The sequence below is a fragment of the Arthrobacter sp. J156 genome, from assembly GCF_056172865.1.
This window is the reverse complement of record NZ_CM149650.1, coordinates 1,792,270-1,808,442: the sequence shown is the minus strand read 5'-3', so window position 1 is coordinate 1,808,442 and position 16,173 is coordinate 1,792,270. Positions and strand designations below refer to the sequence as shown.

The 16,173-nt window shown below is 73.8% G+C and carries 9 protein-coding genes; 4 read left to right on the top strand and 5 right to left on the bottom strand.

Annotated features, from left to right (window positions below):
• Positions 1–29 precede the first annotated feature (29 nt).
• Together AC0QR5_RS08180 and rplQ are read left to right on the top strand one after the other, a co-directional pair.
• Positions 30–1,040 (top strand): DNA-directed RNA polymerase subunit alpha, encoded by a 1,011-nt coding sequence (locus AC0QR5_RS08180; protein ID WP_329860536.1) that lies wholly within the window; start codon positions 30–32, stop codon positions 1,038–1,040.
• Between the two features lie 86 nt (positions 1,041–1,126).
• A complete protein-coding gene (gene rplQ / locus AC0QR5_RS08175) occupies positions 1,127–1,678 on the top strand; it encodes a 50S ribosomal protein L17 (protein WP_329860535.1) in 552 nt (183 codons plus the stop codon).
• Between the two features lie 253 nt (positions 1,679–1,931).
• Here rplQ and AC0QR5_RS08170 read toward each other — a convergent pair whose 3' ends face one another.
• The 5 genes from AC0QR5_RS08170 to AC0QR5_RS08150 all read right to left on the bottom strand — a co-directional run bounded on the left by AC0QR5_RS08170 (position 1,932) and on the right by AC0QR5_RS08150 (position 10,076).
• Positions 1,932–2,705 carry an alpha/beta fold hydrolase gene (locus AC0QR5_RS08170; RefSeq protein ID WP_329860534.1) on the bottom strand — a complete coding sequence of 258 codons (774 nt, stop codon included), beginning with the start codon at positions 2,703–2,705 and terminating at the stop codon, positions 1,932–1,934.
• Between the two features lie 67 nt (positions 2,706–2,772).
• Entirely contained in the window at positions 2,773–3,468 is a 696-nt protein-coding gene (locus tag AC0QR5_RS08165) for an ABC transporter ATP-binding protein (protein WP_329860532.1), read from the bottom strand.
• Positions 3,465–4,589, bottom strand: coding sequence for an ABC transporter ATP-binding protein (locus tag AC0QR5_RS08160; RefSeq protein WP_329860691.1), 1,125 nt, complete (start codon positions 4,587–4,589; stop codon positions 3,465–3,467). The genes AC0QR5_RS08165 and AC0QR5_RS08160 overlap by 4 nt, the downstream gene beginning before the upstream one ends.
• Before the next feature lie 115 nt (positions 4,590–4,704).
• The gene (locus tag AC0QR5_RS08155) at positions 4,705–7,533 is read right to left on the bottom strand and encodes an FtsX-like permease family protein (RefSeq protein WP_329860531.1); all 2,829 of its coding nucleotides are present in this window, start codon (positions 7,531–7,533) and stop codon (positions 4,705–4,707) included.
• Entirely contained in the window at positions 7,530–10,076 is a 2,547-nt protein-coding gene (locus AC0QR5_RS08150) for an ABC transporter permease (protein WP_329860530.1), read from the bottom strand. The genes AC0QR5_RS08155 and AC0QR5_RS08150 overlap by 4 nt, the downstream gene beginning before the upstream one ends.
• A gap of 1,528 nt (positions 10,077–11,604) precedes the next feature.
• On the opposite strand from AC0QR5_RS08150, the gene AC0QR5_RS08145 reads away from it, so the two are divergent.
• Positions 11,605–12,441 carry a tRNA pseudouridine synthase A gene (locus AC0QR5_RS08145; protein ID WP_329860689.1) on the top strand — a complete coding sequence of 279 codons (837 nt, stop codon included), beginning with the start codon at positions 11,605–11,607 and terminating at the stop codon, positions 12,439–12,441.
• A 709-nt stretch (positions 12,442–13,150) separates the two neighbouring features.
• On the top strand, positions 13,151–15,934 hold the full coding sequence (locus AC0QR5_RS08140; protein WP_329860529.1) for a helix-turn-helix transcriptional regulator: 2,784 nt from the start codon (positions 13,151–13,153) through the stop codon (positions 15,932–15,934).
• Positions 15,935–16,173 lie beyond the last annotated feature (239 nt).

Genomic DNA, 16,173 nt, shown 5'->3' with positions numbered 1-16,173 from the left:
TAGCGGATGCTCGCTGAAAGGAAATGTAAGTGCTTATTGCACAGCGCCCCACCCTCACCGAAGAAGTAGTAGCGGACAACCGTTCGCGGTTCATCATCGAGCCGCTGGAGCCGGGCTTCGGCTACACCCTGGGCAACTCGCTGCGCCGCACGCTGCTGTCCTCCATCCCTGGTGCTGCTGTCACCAGCGTCCGGATCGACGGCGTGCTGCACGAGTTCACCACCGTTCAGGGTGTGAAGGAAGACGTCACCGAACTGATCCTGAACATCAAGAACCTCGCCGTGTCCTCCGAGCACGACGAGCCCGTCGTGGCGTACCTGCGCAAGCAGGGCCCCGGCGTCGTCACGGCCGCGGACATCACCCCGCCGGCCGGCGTCGAGTTCCACAACCCGGACCTGCACATCGCGACGCTGAACGCGAAGGGCAAGTTCGACATGGAGCTGACGATCGAGCGCGGCCGCGGCTACGTCTCGGCGTCGCAGAACAAGAGCGTCGATGCAGAGATCGGCCGCATCCCGGTCGACTCGATCTACTCGCCTGTGCTGAAGGTGACCTTCCGCGTGGAGGCCACCCGCGTCGAGCAGCGGACCGACTTCGACAAGCTGATCGTCGACGTCGAGACCAAGGACTCGATCCTTCCGCGCGACGCCGTCGCCTCGGCCGGCACCACCCTGGTGGAGCTGTTCGGCCTGGCCCGCGAGCTCAACGCCGCCGCCGAGGGCATCGAGATCGGCCCGTCCCCGACGGATGCCGCTCTCGCCGCCGACATGGCGCTGCCGATCGAGGACCTCGACCTGACGGTGCGCTCGTACAACTGCCTCAAGCGCGAGGGCATCCACACGGTGGGCGAGCTCGTGGCCCGTTCCGAGGCCGATCTGATGGACATCCGCAACTTCGGTGCCAAGTCCATCGACGAGGTCAAGGCGAAGCTCATCGAGCTGGGCCTGTCCCTGAAGGATTCCCCTCCAGGGTTCGACCTCGCCGCTCGTGCCGCCGCGATCGATGAGGACGACGTCGACTTCAGTGACGACGAGGCCTAGGGCCGCCTTCACAACCAGTACTTTGCCTGCTGCATCCCCGCCGAGACGGCGCGGAGCCGCGGGCACCATATGAGGAGATAACAACAATGCCTACCCCATCCAAGGGTCCGCGCCTCGGAGGCGGTCCTGCCCACGAGCGTCTGATGCTGGCCAACCTGGCCGCCCAGCTGTTCGAGCACAAGCGCATCACCACGACGGTGACCAAGGCCAAGCGCCTGCGCCCGTACGCCGAGCGCCTGGTGACCTTCGCCAAGCGCGGCGACCTGTCCTCGCGCCGCCGCGTGCAGGCCGCGATCGCGTCCCGCAGCCGCACCAACAAGGGCATCGTCCACGAGCTGTTCGAGAACATCGCGCCGCTCATGGCCAACCGCGACGGCGGCTACACCCGCATCACCAAGATCGGCAACCGCAAGGGCGACAACGCCCCCATGGCCGTCATCGAGCTGGTGCTGGAACCGGTGTCCCCGAAGCAGGCCGTCGTGAAGGAGGCCGAGAAGGCCGCCGAGCAGGCCGCCCCCGTCGAGGAGCCGCAGGTCGAGGAGACCGAGGTCGTCGAGACCGAGGCCGCCGCCGAGGAGACCGAGGCTCCGGCCGAGGCCGCTGAGGAGACCGTCGAGGAGAAGAAGGACGAGGCCTAGGCCCCGACCCTCTGAGCCGCCGACAGGCACAGCGTCCAGGAGGCCCGCCACCCCGTCAGGGGAGGCGGGCCTCCTGCCGTTCCCGGGCACCCTCCCCGCTCCCGGAGGCTCCGGAGGCTCCCGAACGCTTCGCCCGTGCCACGCCCTGCGGGGGACTTCGGACGGTGGGCGCACCGCCTGCCCTGGGTCCTCGAGCAGGCGGGCCCTTGAGCGCGTTGGAGCCTGGGTGACCGCCGTCCGGGAAAACCAGGGCTCAGGAGGCCGAGACCGAGAGCTCTTCGATGCGCCCCGCGAGCCATCCGGGACGCTGCAGCGGGAGTCCGTGTCCGGCGTCGGGCACCGTCTCCTGGACGCATCCCGGCAGGGCGCGGCGCAGGGCGGCGGCGGAGCGGAGCATCAGGGCGCGCTCGCGGGCGCCGGCCATGACGACGGCGGGGCCCGGGTAGCGCCGCCAACCTGCCGGGGGCTCGAAGCGCAGGTTCTCGCGGACCGCGTTGACCAAGGTCGTGCGGCTGATGCCGCGGGAGGTCGCCAGGTACTCGGGCAGCAGCTCGTCGGGAACGTGGAGCTCACGGGCCTGGGCGCGGGCGAACCAGGCGTAGCGCGCGAGCGGGGAGGCGAGGGCCAGCAGTCCCAGCGTCGACGCGGCCAGGGGTCCGGGCATGGGCTCGGCCTGCGCGCTCACGGCCATGACTCCGCGCACGAGCTCCGGGGACGTGGAGGCCAGCGCGACGGCGAGCTGCGCGCCGAGCGAGAAGCCGACGACGACGGCCCCCCGACGCGCGGTGGCCCGCGGACCGTCGACCGGGAGTGCGCCCAGGAGATCGCGCAGGAGTGCCAGGGCATCGTCGTGGGTCGTGTAGGGAGCGTCCGCGCTGCGTCCGTGTCCGGGCAGGTCGGGGACCAGGACGTGGTGGCTCGTGGCGAGCCGCTGGGCGACGGGCCGCCACATCCAGCCGGCCATTCCTCCGCCGTGCAGCAGGACGACGGCTGGGGCGTCGGACGGACCGAGTCTCTCGCAGTGCATGCGGCCATCCTCGCACGCCCGCACACCGGAACGCCCGTGCGGCGGGTGGGCGCAGTGTGCGCGGAGGTCAGGCCGTGATGCGGCCGTCGTGGAGCTCCAGGACGGTGTCGGCGCGTTGGATCATGAGCGGATCGTGCGTGGAGACGACCGCCGCGACGCCCTGCTCGCGCACGAGCGTCCCGAGCAGGTCCATGATGGTCGCGGCGGTCCGCGAATCCAGCTGGCCGGTCGGCTCGTCGGCGATGATCACCGCGGGCCGGTTCGCCAGTGCCCGGGCCGTGCCGACGCGCTGCTGCTGCCCGCCGGAGAGCTCCGACGGCCGCTGGTTCCGGTGCTTCTCGAGCCCCACGAGCCGCAGCAGCTCGTCGACCCGCTCGCGCCGCGCCGGCGCGTCCCACCGGGCGATCCGCAGCGGGACCTCGACGTTCTCCGCCGCGGTGAGGATCGGCAGCAGTCCGAACGACTGGAAGATGAAGCCGAGGTCCCGCTGCCTCAGCGCCACGCGGCCGGGCTCGTCCATCGCGGTCAGCTCCCGCTCCGCCCCGTCGCCGCCGCGCAGCCACACCCGCCCGGAGTCCGGAGCGTCGAGCCCGCCGAGGCAGTTCAACAGCGTCGTCTTGCCGGAGCCCGACGGTCCGCGCACCACCATGAGCTCGCCCGCGTGCACGGCGAGGTCGACGTCGCGCACGGCGTGCACCGCGGCCTCGCCGCTCCCGTAGCTGCGGTTCAGTCCCTCGGCCCGCAGCGCCACCGGACCGCTCATGACTGCTCCTCCCGTCCCGTGTAGCGTTGGGCGCCGCGCGGCCGGCGGTAGGCCGCGTCGGAGTCCCCGGCCGGCGTCCCTTCCTGGTCCGGGGAGGACGACGCCGGGGCCCCACCACCGCTCCCGGCACGCCCCGGGTCGGGGCCGGGATCCGGAGCGGCGTCCCCGGGGGGATCCTCCGCGGTCGGGGACTCCGAGTTGCCTGTGGCCGAAGCGGCCGCAGGCGGCGGGGCGTGGCCGGGGGAGACCTGGACGTGGTCGTCCTGGAGGCCCAGCCGGACCCTCTCGCGCATGTCGAGGGCATCCATGAACTCCTCGGGCAGCTGCAGCCGTCCGACCTTGTCGATCACGGCGAACTCCTCGGCGATCTGGTGCTCGTGGCCGGCCTCGGTCGTGTGGGTGCGGCGCAGGGTCTCGGTGGAACAGCGGCCGTCGCGGATCTGGATGGTGCGGCGCACGTGCTCGGACACCGTGGGGTCGTGCGTGACGATCAGGGTCGTGGTCCCGAGCTCCTCGTTCACCGCCCGCATGGCCTCCAGCACCTCGGCGCTCGTGCGCTCGTCCAGCTCGCCCGTCGGCTCGTCGGCCAGGACCACGCGCGGGTTGTTCGCGATCGAGACCGCGAGCGCCACGCGTTGCTGCTGCCCGCCGGAGAGCTCCGAGGGCAGCCGGGCCCCGAGGTCTCCGAGCCCCACGGTCTCGAGCAGGTAGCCGGCCCGTTCGCGCGCCTCGCGCCGGCGCCCGATCGACATCGGCAGCATGACGTTCTCCCGCGCGCTCAGGTAGGGCAGGAGGTTACGCGGCGTCTGCTGCCAGACGAAGCCCACGGTCTCGCGCCGGTAGCGCACGCGTTCGGCGCCGCGCAGCGTCAGCAGGTCCACGCCGGCGACGCGCGCCGTGCCGGCCGTGGGCAGGTCGAGGCCGGAGAGGATGGTCAGCAGCGTGGACTTCCCCGAGCCCGAGGCCCCGATGATCGCCGTCATCTCGCCCTCCTCGACGCGCAGGTTCAGCCCCTGCAGCGCCTGCACCTCGAAGCCGTCGCCGCTGAAGATCCGCACGACGTCCTCGCACACGATGACCGGCTGCGCGGAGCCGGTCGGCTGTCCACGCCCCGGCCCCAGCGCCGCGGGCGCGGTGCCGCCGTCGACCGGCGTGCCGCCCTGCGTGGGCCGTCCGCCCACCGGCACGCCCTCGCGGCCCGCTTCGTGCGTGCTTCTGCTGCTCTGCTGCATCGTCCTACCCCTGTCCGATCCTCAACACGGTCGCCAGCTGCTGCCGCCGCGCCGCCCACAACGCGGCCGCGAGCGAGGCGCCCAGCACCACCGCGAACAACCCCAGGAACCCCAGCATGAGCCACGGGTCCACGCTCAGTGCCGGCGGTCCCGCGCCCCGGGTGTAGCCCTGCAGGTCGAGCCGGGGGAGGACGACGGCGGTGAGCGCCGCCCCGCCGACGGCACCTGAGGCGAGTGCGGCCAACGACGGCGGGACCAGCTCCCAGAGCACAAGCCGTGGATCCTGCGTGGCCGGCATGCCGAGCGTGCGCAGCAGCGCGACGAGCTGGTTCCGTGCCGGCCCGGTCACGAGCGCGGTGAGCACGAGGGTCAGCAGTGCCAGCAGGGCGACGACGCCGACGATCGCCCACAGCCCCGCGCTCAGGCCCGTGACGGCGGGTTGGTCCAGGATCCTCGCGGCCTCGCCGTCCGGGGTGGCCAGCACGGAGGACCCGGGCACGGCATCGCGGATCGCGGCGAGGACCTCGGCCCGGTCGGCTGCCGGGTCGAGCCGGAAGTACACGATCGAGGGCCGCGTCTGGCTGCCGCGGACGGCGTTGTAGTTGGCGACGTCGACCATCGCCCAGTCCACGGCGGGCACGATCCCCGCGTCCTGCGGTCCCGTCCCGACGAGCACGGCCGGGTAGTAGCGGTCGAAGCGCACGGTCCCCTCGCCGCTCAGCGCTCCGTCGAAGCGGTCGGAGAGCAGCACCGGGACCGGCCGCGTCGCGAGGTCCGCGTCCTCGTCGGAGGCCCCCTCCGCGCCGGCGGTCCCGGCGTCGTCCACTCCGCCGACCGTGCCGTCGGGGAAGAGCCGGGACAGGCGCTCGGCGCCGATGGCGCCGGGGAAGCCCGCCTGGACCTCGGCGAGGGCCCGCGTGTCGGCGGCGAGGAAGCGGTAGTTGCGCCGGGCGCCGGGCAGGTCGACGGCGCGGGCGCCGACGTCGGAGACCACCGCGAGCGCCTGCACCCCCTCGATGCCGCGCAGGGCGCGGACCTGGTCCGGGTCCAGGGGCGTGCCGCGGTACTTCACGTCCGCCCCGACCTCGGCCCGCGCGGTCTCGGCGATCCCGTCCCGGACGGTCGCGAGCAGCAGCCCGGAGAACACGAGGACGGAGACACCCACGACGAGCGCGAGCAGGGGAACGACCGTCGCCCCGGGGGCCCGCAGCCCGCGCTCGGGCCCGAGGAAGCCGATCAGGCCCGTGGAGGCCCGCCCGCGGACGGCCCAGCGCCGCAGCACCACGGGGTACAGCCGCAGCACCACCACGGTCAGGGCGAGCCCAAGCAGCAGCGGCGTCGCCGCGAGCAGGGGGTCGACCCCGAGGCCGGCGGCAGCCCCGGCGTCGTCCCCGGCACCCGTTGGCCCGCTCGCGCCGCGCTGGTAGAGCAGGACGACGGCGGCCGCGGCCGCGAGCACGACGAGCCCTTCGAGCGCGGCGCGGAGCCGGGCGGACGGGCCCGTGCCGTCGCCGTCGTCGCCGTGGCGCAGCCCGGTGGGGATGTGGGTGAGGCAGAACAGGGCCGCGGGGGTGAGGCCGGCGGCGAGTGGGAGCCACAGCTGGCCGGGGCCGATGAGCGTGCCGGGAACGGTGGAGGGGACGAGGACGACGGCGGCCGCGGCCCCGAGCGCGGCGGCCGGCAGTCCGTAGGCGAGTCCCTCGAGTGCGAGGATGGCGCGCAGCTGGGGCCCGGAGGCACCGCGGGAGGCGACGAGCGCCAGGGCCGTGCGGCGCCGGCCGAGGACCAGGCGCACGGCCAGCGCGGCAGCGGCCAGGGACACGCCGAGCGGCCCCGAGGCCAGGAGCGCGAGGGCCTGCTGCGTGGTCGCGGTGATGCGCGTGGCCTCCGAGACGGCGTCCTGCGCGCGCGAGGTGAACGGGATCAGATGCCTGCCCGCGTCGCTCTCGAGCGCCATGGGGGCTGCGCCGAGGCCGCGCAGTTGCTGCTCGAGCGCGGCGGCGTTGCCCGTGTGGACGCGGGAGGCGTCGAGTGGCATCCACTGCCTCACGGTGACCGACGCGTTGGCCGTGGCGAAGGGCCGGAGCAGGACGTCAGGGTGGACGAGAGCGCCGGTGTCGACGTCCCAGCCGAGGTCGGGATCGAAGGCGAGCGCGGGTTCGGCCAGGGCGGTGTCGAGGCTCCACAGGACGGCGCCGGGGTCCGCGGGGCGGTACGTGCCGGCGAGGACCAGCGGCCGTTGCGGCGGGCGCTCGCCGGTCTCGCCGAAGACCTGGGGCGCCTGCGGAACGAGCCTCTCCTCGCCGACCTCCCACTGCGCGGTCTCGGCGGCCGTGGCGGGCAGCATCACCTCGACCGGGGCGGCGTCGTCGCCACGGCGCGGCTCGGCGGGCAGGCGGCCGTCGACGACCTCGAGGGCCCCGGCGGCCGACGGGGCCAGGGTGAGGTCCAGGGTGAGCGAGCGGACGCGGTCCGGCAGCCCGGAGACGACGGGGACGCCGGTGGCCGCGGCGGTCCACGCGGGATCGCCCGTGGCGTCGCGCAGCTCGGGTGGCAACTGGTCCCGGTAGGCGTCGAGCTGGGACTGGAAGGACTCGGGGGAGAAGGCCGCGGTGCGCTCGGGCAGCCGGGGTTCGGCCCAGGAGCCGACGAGGGCGCGGTCGCCGGGGCCGAGCTGGGCCAGGCCGTGCTGCAGGGAGGCGGTGTGCATGGACAGGATCGCGCGCGGCCAGAGGGCGAGCAGTCCGGCGACGATGAGCACGAACACGGCCAGGAGGACGGTGGGTCCGCGGTGGCGGCCGAACTGGCGGCGGAGCAGGGCGGCGAGCATCATCGGAAGTCCACCGCCAGCTCGCCGCTGCGGGCGTGCCGGCCGACGGCGCGCCCGTACCACCACACGCACGTCGCGACGGCGCCGAGTTCGACGGCCGCGGCGGCGGCCAGGACGGGCCAGTCCACGAGGAACGGCACGGGCATTTCCGCGGGCGCGCCGACGAGCGCGGAGCGGGCGAAGAGCGTGGCCGTGAGGGCCGCGGTGCCGAGCCCCACGAGGGTTCCGCAGACGACGCCGGTGCCTCCGACCAGCGCGAGCTCCAGCCTGCGGCTGCGCACCTGGGCCGCGGCGGAGAGGCCGAGGGCGCGCAGGATCGAGGTCTCGCGGCGGCGGTGGTGGACGAGCGCGAGCGTCGCCGCCGCGAGGGCCGTTCCGCCGAGCAGCAGGATGCCCGCGAAGCCGATCCACAGCGCGTCCCGGGCCGGGCTCGTGAAGCGCTGCGGCGCGGCGGCCTCCGCGGTGTCGACGGCCCCGGCACCGGGGAGCGCGGCGAGGATCCGGCCAAGCTCTGCGGACGTGGCGTGGGGTGCGGCTGTGCCTGCGGCGGCGCCGGTGGGCTCGCCGGGGGCCGAGGCTGCGCCGGCCGTGGCGGATCCGTCGGCGGGGGAGGCCCAGAGCTGGTTGGGCCGCGGCTGGACGGGGGAGTGGTGAAGGTACGCGGCCTGCAGGCGTGGCCAGTCGACGAGGACTCCCGACGCCGTGGGGAGGCCGGGCAGCACGGGCGCGGTGCCGGCGACGTCGAGCTGGAGCCGCGTCCCGCCGACGGCGGCCCCGAGGGGCCCGCCCAGGGTGCCGATCCGGCCCGCGAGCTCGGCGGAGAGGATGGCCGGGACCGGGGCGTCGGCGATGGGCGCCGCGATGAACCTCGCCCGGGTGAAGCGTCCGTCGGCCCATTCGAAGTCGTAGACGGCGTCGAGTCCCTGCTGCTGCGCGTCCGCGAGCCCCTCGCCGGTGAAGTCCCCCGCGGGGACGATGAAGTCTTCGGCCGCCAATGGGGCCCCGTGTGGCGCGCCCGTGAAGTCCACCGTGCGGAGCTGGAGCTCGTGGTGGGCGCTGCCGTCCGGCGGGGCGGCGTCGAGGTCGAGGGCGGCGATCCGGAGCGGCTGCCTGGCGGCGTCGGGGAGCGGGAAGTCGATCTCGAGTTCGGCCTCCGTCCCGGCCACGACGGGCAGCGCGGCGGGCGCGGTGGCGGGAATGGCGTGCAACTGGCCGTCGGCATCCGCGATCCAGGCCGTGGCGGTCAGGGCCCGTCCGGTTCCCGTGGCCTGCCCCGCCTCGCGCAGACGCCGGATCATGTCGTGGAACGCGTTCTGCTCGGCGGGGGTCATCTGTGCCAGCTCGGCTTCGCTCGGCGCTTCGAAGACGTCGGCCTCGAAGGCGACCCGCTCGGCCCGCGCCACAAGCCGGATGGAGTCCGTGCCCTCCGGAACCACGAGGGGCTCGGGCCAGTCGGCGGGCGCGCCGGCCGTGCCGGACCCGCCCGTCGTCCCGGTGGGACGTCCTGTGGAGCCGTCGGCGCCGTCGAAGCCGTCGGACGGCGCGCCCAGGTCCGCGCTCCCGAGGACGCCCGGACCGCCGAGGAGGGCGGCGGCGCGCTCGGCGTCGAAGATCCCCGGGTCCGCGCCCACCAGGCCGGCTAGCGCCGTGGAGTCGACGGCCGAGAGCATGGAGCGCTCGGACCCGGTGCGCAGTTCGGCCGAGTAGACCCGTGAGGCCGTTGCGCCGGCCTCCGACACGGGCGCGAGCGGCACGATTCCCGCTCCCGGCCGCACCGTGCCGGGCCCGGGGAACGCGGCCCGCACCGTGCCGCCTCCGAGCTGGCCGGCCGCATGCTGCGCGGCCCCGCCGGTCGCAGTGAACGAGGCGCTGAAGGCGGCCGAGGACAGGGTCAAGGCCACGAGCAGCGCAGGAACGGCGAAGTAGCCGAACGAACGCGCGAGCGTCCGCCCCGCCAGGACGGCCGGCATGCCGGGGAACCGGCCGAGCAGCGGGTCGGCGAGCCGCACTGCCGCCGCGCCGAGGCCCACCGCCGCGAGGCAGAGCCCCACGATCAGCAGCGCGGGCGCGGGCGCGGCGACGGGGTTCGCCCCTCCGGCCGCGCCGGCGTTCAGCGGCGAGCCGGTCGTGAGCAGCTGCCACGTGCTGAGGGCCGCCGCCCCGGCGCCGAGGACGCCGAGCACGTAGCCGACCGGGGCCAGGCGGCGCAGCGCGGTGCCGGTGTCGGGCAGGGAGCGCAGGGCGGCCAGCAGGGCGGCGCCGGTGGCGAGGACGACGCCGGTGCCCGCCGCGGCGACGGGAACCCACCACGTCACCGCGGCCGCCTCTCCCAGCAGCGGCACGTAGCCTCCGGGTGCGCCGGTGCGCCAACGGGCGAGGACGGGCAGCAGCGCGGCGCCCAGGCCCCAACCCGCGAGCGCGCCGGCGACGGCGGGAACGGCCGACTCGGCGGCGGCGAGCGCGGTGGTCTGCCCCGGTGCGGTGCCGCGCGAGACGAGCAGCAGCGCCTCCTGCGAGCGGTAGCGGACGAGCAGACGGGCCAGCATCGCGAGGGCCAGGACGGCGACGAGGACGAGGAGGACGGCAGCCGCGGGGATGATCGCGCCCGCGGACTGGGAGGCCGCGGCCGCGGTGGCGAGCTCGCGGGCAGGGCGCCGCTCGCGACGACGCCGGAGCGGTTCACGGCTCGGTCGGCCGCCGCGGCGTCGGCGAGGCCGCCGAGCCCGGCGACGAGGCGGGACAACTGGCCGGCCTCCACGGTGTCCGGATCCAGGGCCAGCCCGTGCAGCGTGCGCTCCGAGGCGCCGGCGTCCACGAGGAGCGCGGCGGCGTCGACGGGGGCGGCGAGGACCAGCACGGGCCCGTCGAGCGCTGCGGCCGGGTGGGCGAGCAGGGCGGCGGCGGACGGTTCGGGGTCGTCCAGCACGGAGGCGACGAGCAGGACCGCCGCGGGTCCACCGTCCTTCCCCTCCAGGGGCAGGGTCCTTCCAGGGCCCAGCCCGTACGCCTCGGCTGAGGACGCTCCGACGGCCACCCGGACCACGGGGCCCGGCGACTCATCGGAGTCGACGGGCGGCGCGTCCTCGAGCGTGAAGGCCTCCGAGGAGACCACGGCGATGGCCGGCCGTTCCGCGGTGGCGGCCCCGGCGTCGTCGGGGTTTTCGGTGTTACCCGCGCCGGCCTCGCCGTCCGCACCGGGAGCGGTGCTGCCGTCGCCCGGGGCGGCGGCCCCGGCGTCGCCTGCGAGATCCAAGCCGGTGAGTAGGGAAGCGTCCGACCGCGCGACCCCGTCCTCGAGCCCCCGCGCGGCCACGAGGGCGTCGAAGGCCTGCCGGTCGGAGGCCGCGCCCGAGTGGAGCGCGAGGTACGTCGTCGAGTCCTGCGGCCCGGCCGCCAGCGCGCGCAGGGCGTGCCCCGTCGCGAGCCCCGCGTGCCCGCTGCCGAGCGTCAACGCGGCGGTCGCTAGGAGCACGGCCCCCCCGAACACGGTCAGCAGCCCGCGGTGCCGGCGCGCGCGGGGGAGTGCGATGAGACGCATCAGCACCGCGGACCCCCCTCCGGCCAGCGCTGTGTGCGCCGGGCAATCAGTTCACGCTATCCGCTTCCGACATGGGTGTGAAGAGCTTCCTGAACACCGTGTGGACGAATCCGCCCATGTCACGGATGTGGAAGGGAGGTTCGGACAGCTGCGGTCCGGAGCGCGGAGATGGCCGTGCGCCGCAACATCGCCCGGAGCGTGGGGCCGCCGCGCGCCGCCGCCGATGGATCGTCAGGTCTTGGACGATTCGTCGTCCAACGGTCACGGTTTCGTCCAGGACGTGATGATCGGGGAGGCCAATCACTTGCGGCGCGTGGGGAGCGGCCGCCCCTGTCCCTACGCCTAGAATCGTGCGCATGGAAAACTCCCTCCCGGCCGGCAACCCGGCGCGTCAGGAGGCCGCCGGGCCGGACGCTCGCGCGGAGGCCCCCCGGGAACCCGAAGCCTCCGAGACCGCCACCGCCCCCGCGGCACCTGAAGCCGCCACAATCCCCGAAGCCCCGACGCTTCCCGGGATCCCCACCGTACGGATCCGCATGGACCTGGCCTACGACGGCACCGGGTTCTCCGGTTGGGCCACGCAGCCCGGTCGGCGCACGGTGCAGGGCCTCGTCGAGGAGGCCCTCGCGCTGCTCTTCCGCCGGCCCGTGCGCACGACGGTCGCAGGCCGCACGGACGCGGGGGTGCACGCGCGCGGCCAGGTCGTGCACTTCGACCTCACGCCGGACGAGTACTCGGGGCTTCCGCGCGGCAAGGACATCCCGCCGGAGACCGCGCTCGTGCGCCGCCTGCGCGGGGTCATGGGCCGCTACGGCAGCGAGGTCGTGGTGCACGCGGCCGCGCTCGCCGGGCCAGGGTTCGATGCCCGCTTCTCGGCCCTGTGGAGGCGCTATTCGTACCGGATCGCGGACGGCGGCGGGCGCTGGGATCCGCTCACGCGCAACGACACGCTGTGGTTCGACTCCGCCCTGGACGTCGACGCGCTCAACGCCGAGGCCGCGGCGCTCAACGGGCGGCACGACTTCCTGAGCTTCTGCAAGCCGCGGGAGGGTGCGACGACGATCCGCACGCTCGAGGAGTTCCGGTTCGATCGCGGCGCGGACGGCATCATCGTGGCGCACCTGCGGGCGGACGCGTTCTGCCACAACATGGTGCGCACGCTCGTCGGGGCGGTGCTGCGGGTCGGGGACGGCCGTGAGGAGCCGGGCTGGCTCGCGCTGCGGCTCGGCCAGCGGATCCGCGATGCCAGGACGACCCTCGCCGCGCCCCATCCGCTGGTGCTGGAGGAGGTCGCCTACCCGGCGGATGCGGAGCTCGCGGCCCGTGCCGAGCTGACGCGGGCGCGGCGCACGCCGGCGGACGCGGCGCGCTAGGGGCGCGGCCGAGGTCGGGAACGGGCGGAGTACGACGCCGGATGCGCGCCTTCCGGGCCCCGTATCCCGGGCGCGGGGTGGGGCCGGCGACCATGTTGCGTAGTGCGCGCTGGGGTGGCGAGGTGGTAGCTCGACTCGTGATAGCAGGAGATTCCGACCGGATCAAGGCTTTTGCCCACATGGGTGCCCACATTGTTGACGAAAACTTTGTGGTTCAACCTTCTTGGGAACCCGCACCAAGAGTGCTGAAGTGGAGGTGTTGGTGTTCTCCTAGAGGTAGGCGATGGCGGGTGGGATCCCGTCGAGGCCGTTGATCCCGAAGGTGAGCGCCGTGTAATCTGCCTCTGACAAGTGCTTTTGTGGTTTTCCGCATGAATGGGCAGGCGCATTGAGTAGGAAACGAATATTCAATACAATCGCATAAATACCGAAGCAAGGCCGCGCCAGTCTGAGACTGGAAGCGGCACGTGCGGGCGGCGCGAGTTGGGGTTCTGTTGGGCGAACGCGCTGCCCACCGTTTGAAACCGTATCCGGGTTGGGGAATCCGGTGCGCGTTGATCATAAATGCATACATCTCTTTTGGGGGGAGTTTCATGCGTCCCGGTTTCTTGAACCATATTCATTTAGGCAGCCTTCACGGCTGCCTCGACCGGCAAGTCGCTGTGCCGGGTGGCTGCACTACGCCAGTGGAGGACGCGTGCTAGTCCCGATGTCCAGCACTCCGCTGTCCTTGGCTCCCGACCACCGGCAGCCGTCGCAACTCGTGGGCCGCGCCGAGCTGCTCCAGGAACTGAAGTCGCTGACGGCCGCGCCAACGGGTTCCGTCCTGCTGCTCACGGGCGCCCCGGGCATCGGCAAGACGGCCGTGATGGACAAGCTGCAGTCGGACCTGGACCCGGCCCCCGCCGTCGTCCTCGTCAATGGTAGCGAGACCGGGCGGTCCTTCTCGGGCGTCCACGCGCTCCTCGCCGCGTTCGAGATCACGGGCGTCGAGGGGACCGACGAGGTCGGATCCGCCCTGGCCACGGGCGAGGCGGGCGACGACCCGTTCCAGGTCGCCCGGCTCGTCGGCACGTTCTGCAAGCCCGAGACGGCCATCCGCCGGGTCGTCCTGATCGACGACGTCGACGCGATGGACCGCCCGAGCCTCGAGGTCCTCGGGCACCTCTCCACGCGCGCCCACGCCGCGGGGATCACGTTGATCTGCGCGGCCACCGAGGTCGAAGCAGGCGGCCCCCTCTCGGGGTGGCCGGCCCGTGAGCTGCGTCCTCTCGACTTCGACGAGGCACTCACCCTGGCCGGGGACCTCGCCGGGCCCGGCGCCCAGGCCGCGGTGCTGCGCACCGTCGTCGGACATGCCGAGGGGGTGCCGCGGGCCGTGCGGGAGACGCTCGAGCTGCTCCCCGCCCGCCAGCTCAACGGCTGGGACCCGATGCGCCTGCCGCTGCGTATGGGCACGGCCTCGACGAGGGCCGCGGCCCAGGGGCTGGATCGCCTGGATGAGCGCGCCCGGCGGTTCGTGGAGCTGCTCGCGACCGCGCAACTGACGCCCATGGAGGCGCTCATGCGCACCGACCCGGCCGCCGTCGACCTGGTCTCCGACCTCATCGACGACGGCTGGATTGAGGTCAACGGGAGCTACCTCGAACTGAAACCGGCCATCAGGTCCTACGCGTACTGGGAACAGGGCTCGCAGAAGCGCCGCGAGGCGCACGAGGCGCTGGCTGCCGCGTGCGAGGGCTTCGACGACCGCCTCACGCTGTGGCACGGCACGCTCGCCGGGGCGCGCCAGGCCACGGCCGTGGAGCTGCTCGGCGCGGCCGAGTCCTTCATCCGCGAAGGCTGGCCCGTCCCCGGGCTCGAGCTCATCGAACTGGCCTTGCGGCGCCGACTCGCCAACCCCGAGGCGACCGCCGCGCTGATCAACGTGTGCCACGCGCTCGTACTGACGGGGCGGCTGTCGTGGGTGCGGCGCTACGTGCACGTGGTCTCGCGCTCGCCGGGAAACGAGCAGCACCCGATCGCGCTCGAGACCCTGCGCATGGAGTACGGTTTCCTGCTCAACCTCACGGCGCCGCAGCGTGGGCTGCAGTCCACGCTGCGGGTGGCCGAGGACGGATCGGCGAGCCCGACGGAGGCCGCCGAGTGCGCCCATGCCTGGGTCCTCGCCTCGCTCTTCCACGCCGTGCGCTGGGAGGCGAGCGAGGCGCTGGCAGCCGCGGCCGGGGCGCGGGGCTACCTCGACGTGGCCGAGCCGTCCTCGCGGTACCTGCAGGACGGGAACGCGTGCCTCGTCGAGGCGCTCCAGGGCCGTGCGGGCGCGGCGGAGCGGGCCTACGAGTCGATCATGAACGCCGACCCGGGTGACGTCCCGCCGCAGACGCTGGTCATGGTGGCGGTGGCGCTGACCCACGCCGGCCACTACGGCGAGTGCCGGGCCGTGCTCTCGCGCTTCGTCGAGACGCCCAACCATGCCGAGACGCTGTGGATGGACATCTCGCGGTTCGTCCGTGTCGAGAACGAGCTGCGGGCCGGGAACATCTCGGGCGCGTTCAGCGCGATCGAGCTGATCGGGACGATGACCGACAGCGAGGTCCTGCGCCCCTACCGATGGCTGTACATGACCTGGTACTGGTTCGCCAAGGACCGGTCCGACCTCGCGGAGGCCTACGCCGTGAAGCTGCGCACCGTCGCCTCGCCCGAGTCGCATGCGTGGCTTGTGGCCCGGCTGTCCTCGATCGAGGGCGGCTTCGCGGCCCTGACCGGCGACTACGAGCTAGCCGTGCGCAAGCTCTTACGCGCCGCCTCGCTGACGGAGTTCATCGAGAACCCCGAGCTGAAGCGGCTCGAGCCGCGCCTCATCGAGCTCCTCGTGCTCACGGGCCAGGAGGCCGAGGCGGCCGTGCGCTGCCGGGACTTCCAGCAGCGGGTGGCGCGGTTCCCGTCCAAGTGGTCGCGGATGGCGCTGGCCCGCTCCCGGGCTGCCTTGATGCGCGGCCAGGATTCGCTCGACGTCTACGCGCAGGCCGTCCGCACGGGGTCCCAGCGGCAGAACCAGTACGAGCTGGCCCCCCTCATGGCCGCCTACGCGCGCCGCCTGCACGAGTACGGCCAGGTGGACCAGGCGCACGAGACCCTGCGCACGGCCAAGACGCTCTACCGCGAGGTCGGGGCGACGACGTGGGCCGAGCACCTCACGCTCGACGGGGCCGCGGGCGGGGATCCGATCCAGCATCCGCTCATGGCCCAGCTGAGCGCGGACGAGCGCGCCGTCGTCGAACGCGTCATCCAGGGCCGGCGGAACAAGGAGATCGCGGCCGAGCTGTTCGTCTCCCTGCGGACCGTGGAGGTGCGGCTGACCAAGGTCTACCGCAAGCTCGGGGCCCGCACGCGCGCCCACCTGACCGCCATGCTGAGCAACGGCCACGCGAACGGGACCGCGAACGGCAACGGCCACGCCGGGTACAGCGCGAGCGAGAACGCGCAGGTCTAGCGGCCCGGCGCGGCCGACGACAACGCAGAGGGAGCCCGGGCCGATGACCCGGGCTCCCTCTGCGGTCCGCCGCACCATTGCGGCGGTCCTGTTCCCTCGCCCTTGAGGGGTTCTGCGCCACGGTGCCCCCAAGCCGCCGTGCCGAGGTTGCCCACGTCCCGGCCTCCGGACCTCGTCCAGCGCGGCGTGTCGGGCGGACACACCGGGGCCCGGTGCCGGGAAGTGGGAAGTCTTCACTT

Coding starts and splice junctions, on each gene's coding strand:
- rplQ (WP_329860535.1), top strand. CDS start 1,127: ATGCCTACCCCATCCAAGGGTCCGCGCCTCGGAGGCGGTCCTGCCCAC.
- AC0QR5_RS08170 (WP_329860534.1), bottom strand. CDS start 2,705: ATGCACTGCGAGAGACTCGGTCCGTCCGACGCCCCAGCCGTCGTCCTG.
- AC0QR5_RS08165 (WP_329860532.1), bottom strand. CDS start 3,468: ATGAGCGGTCCGGTGGCGCTGCGGGCCGAGGGACTGAACCGCAGCTAC.
- AC0QR5_RS08155 (WP_329860531.1), bottom strand. CDS start 7,533: ATGATGCTCGCCGCCCTGCTCCGCCGCCAGTTCGGCCGCCACCGCGGA.
- AC0QR5_RS08150 (WP_329860530.1), bottom strand. CDS start 10,076: ATGCTGGCCCGTCTGCTCGTCCGCTACCGCTCGCAGGAGGCGCTGCTG.
- AC0QR5_RS08145 (WP_329860689.1), top strand. CDS start 11,605: ATGGACCTGGCCTACGACGGCACCGGGTTCTCCGGTTGGGCCACGCAG.
- AC0QR5_RS08140 (WP_329860529.1), top strand. CDS start 13,151: ATGTCCAGCACTCCGCTGTCCTTGGCTCCCGACCACCGGCAGCCGTCG.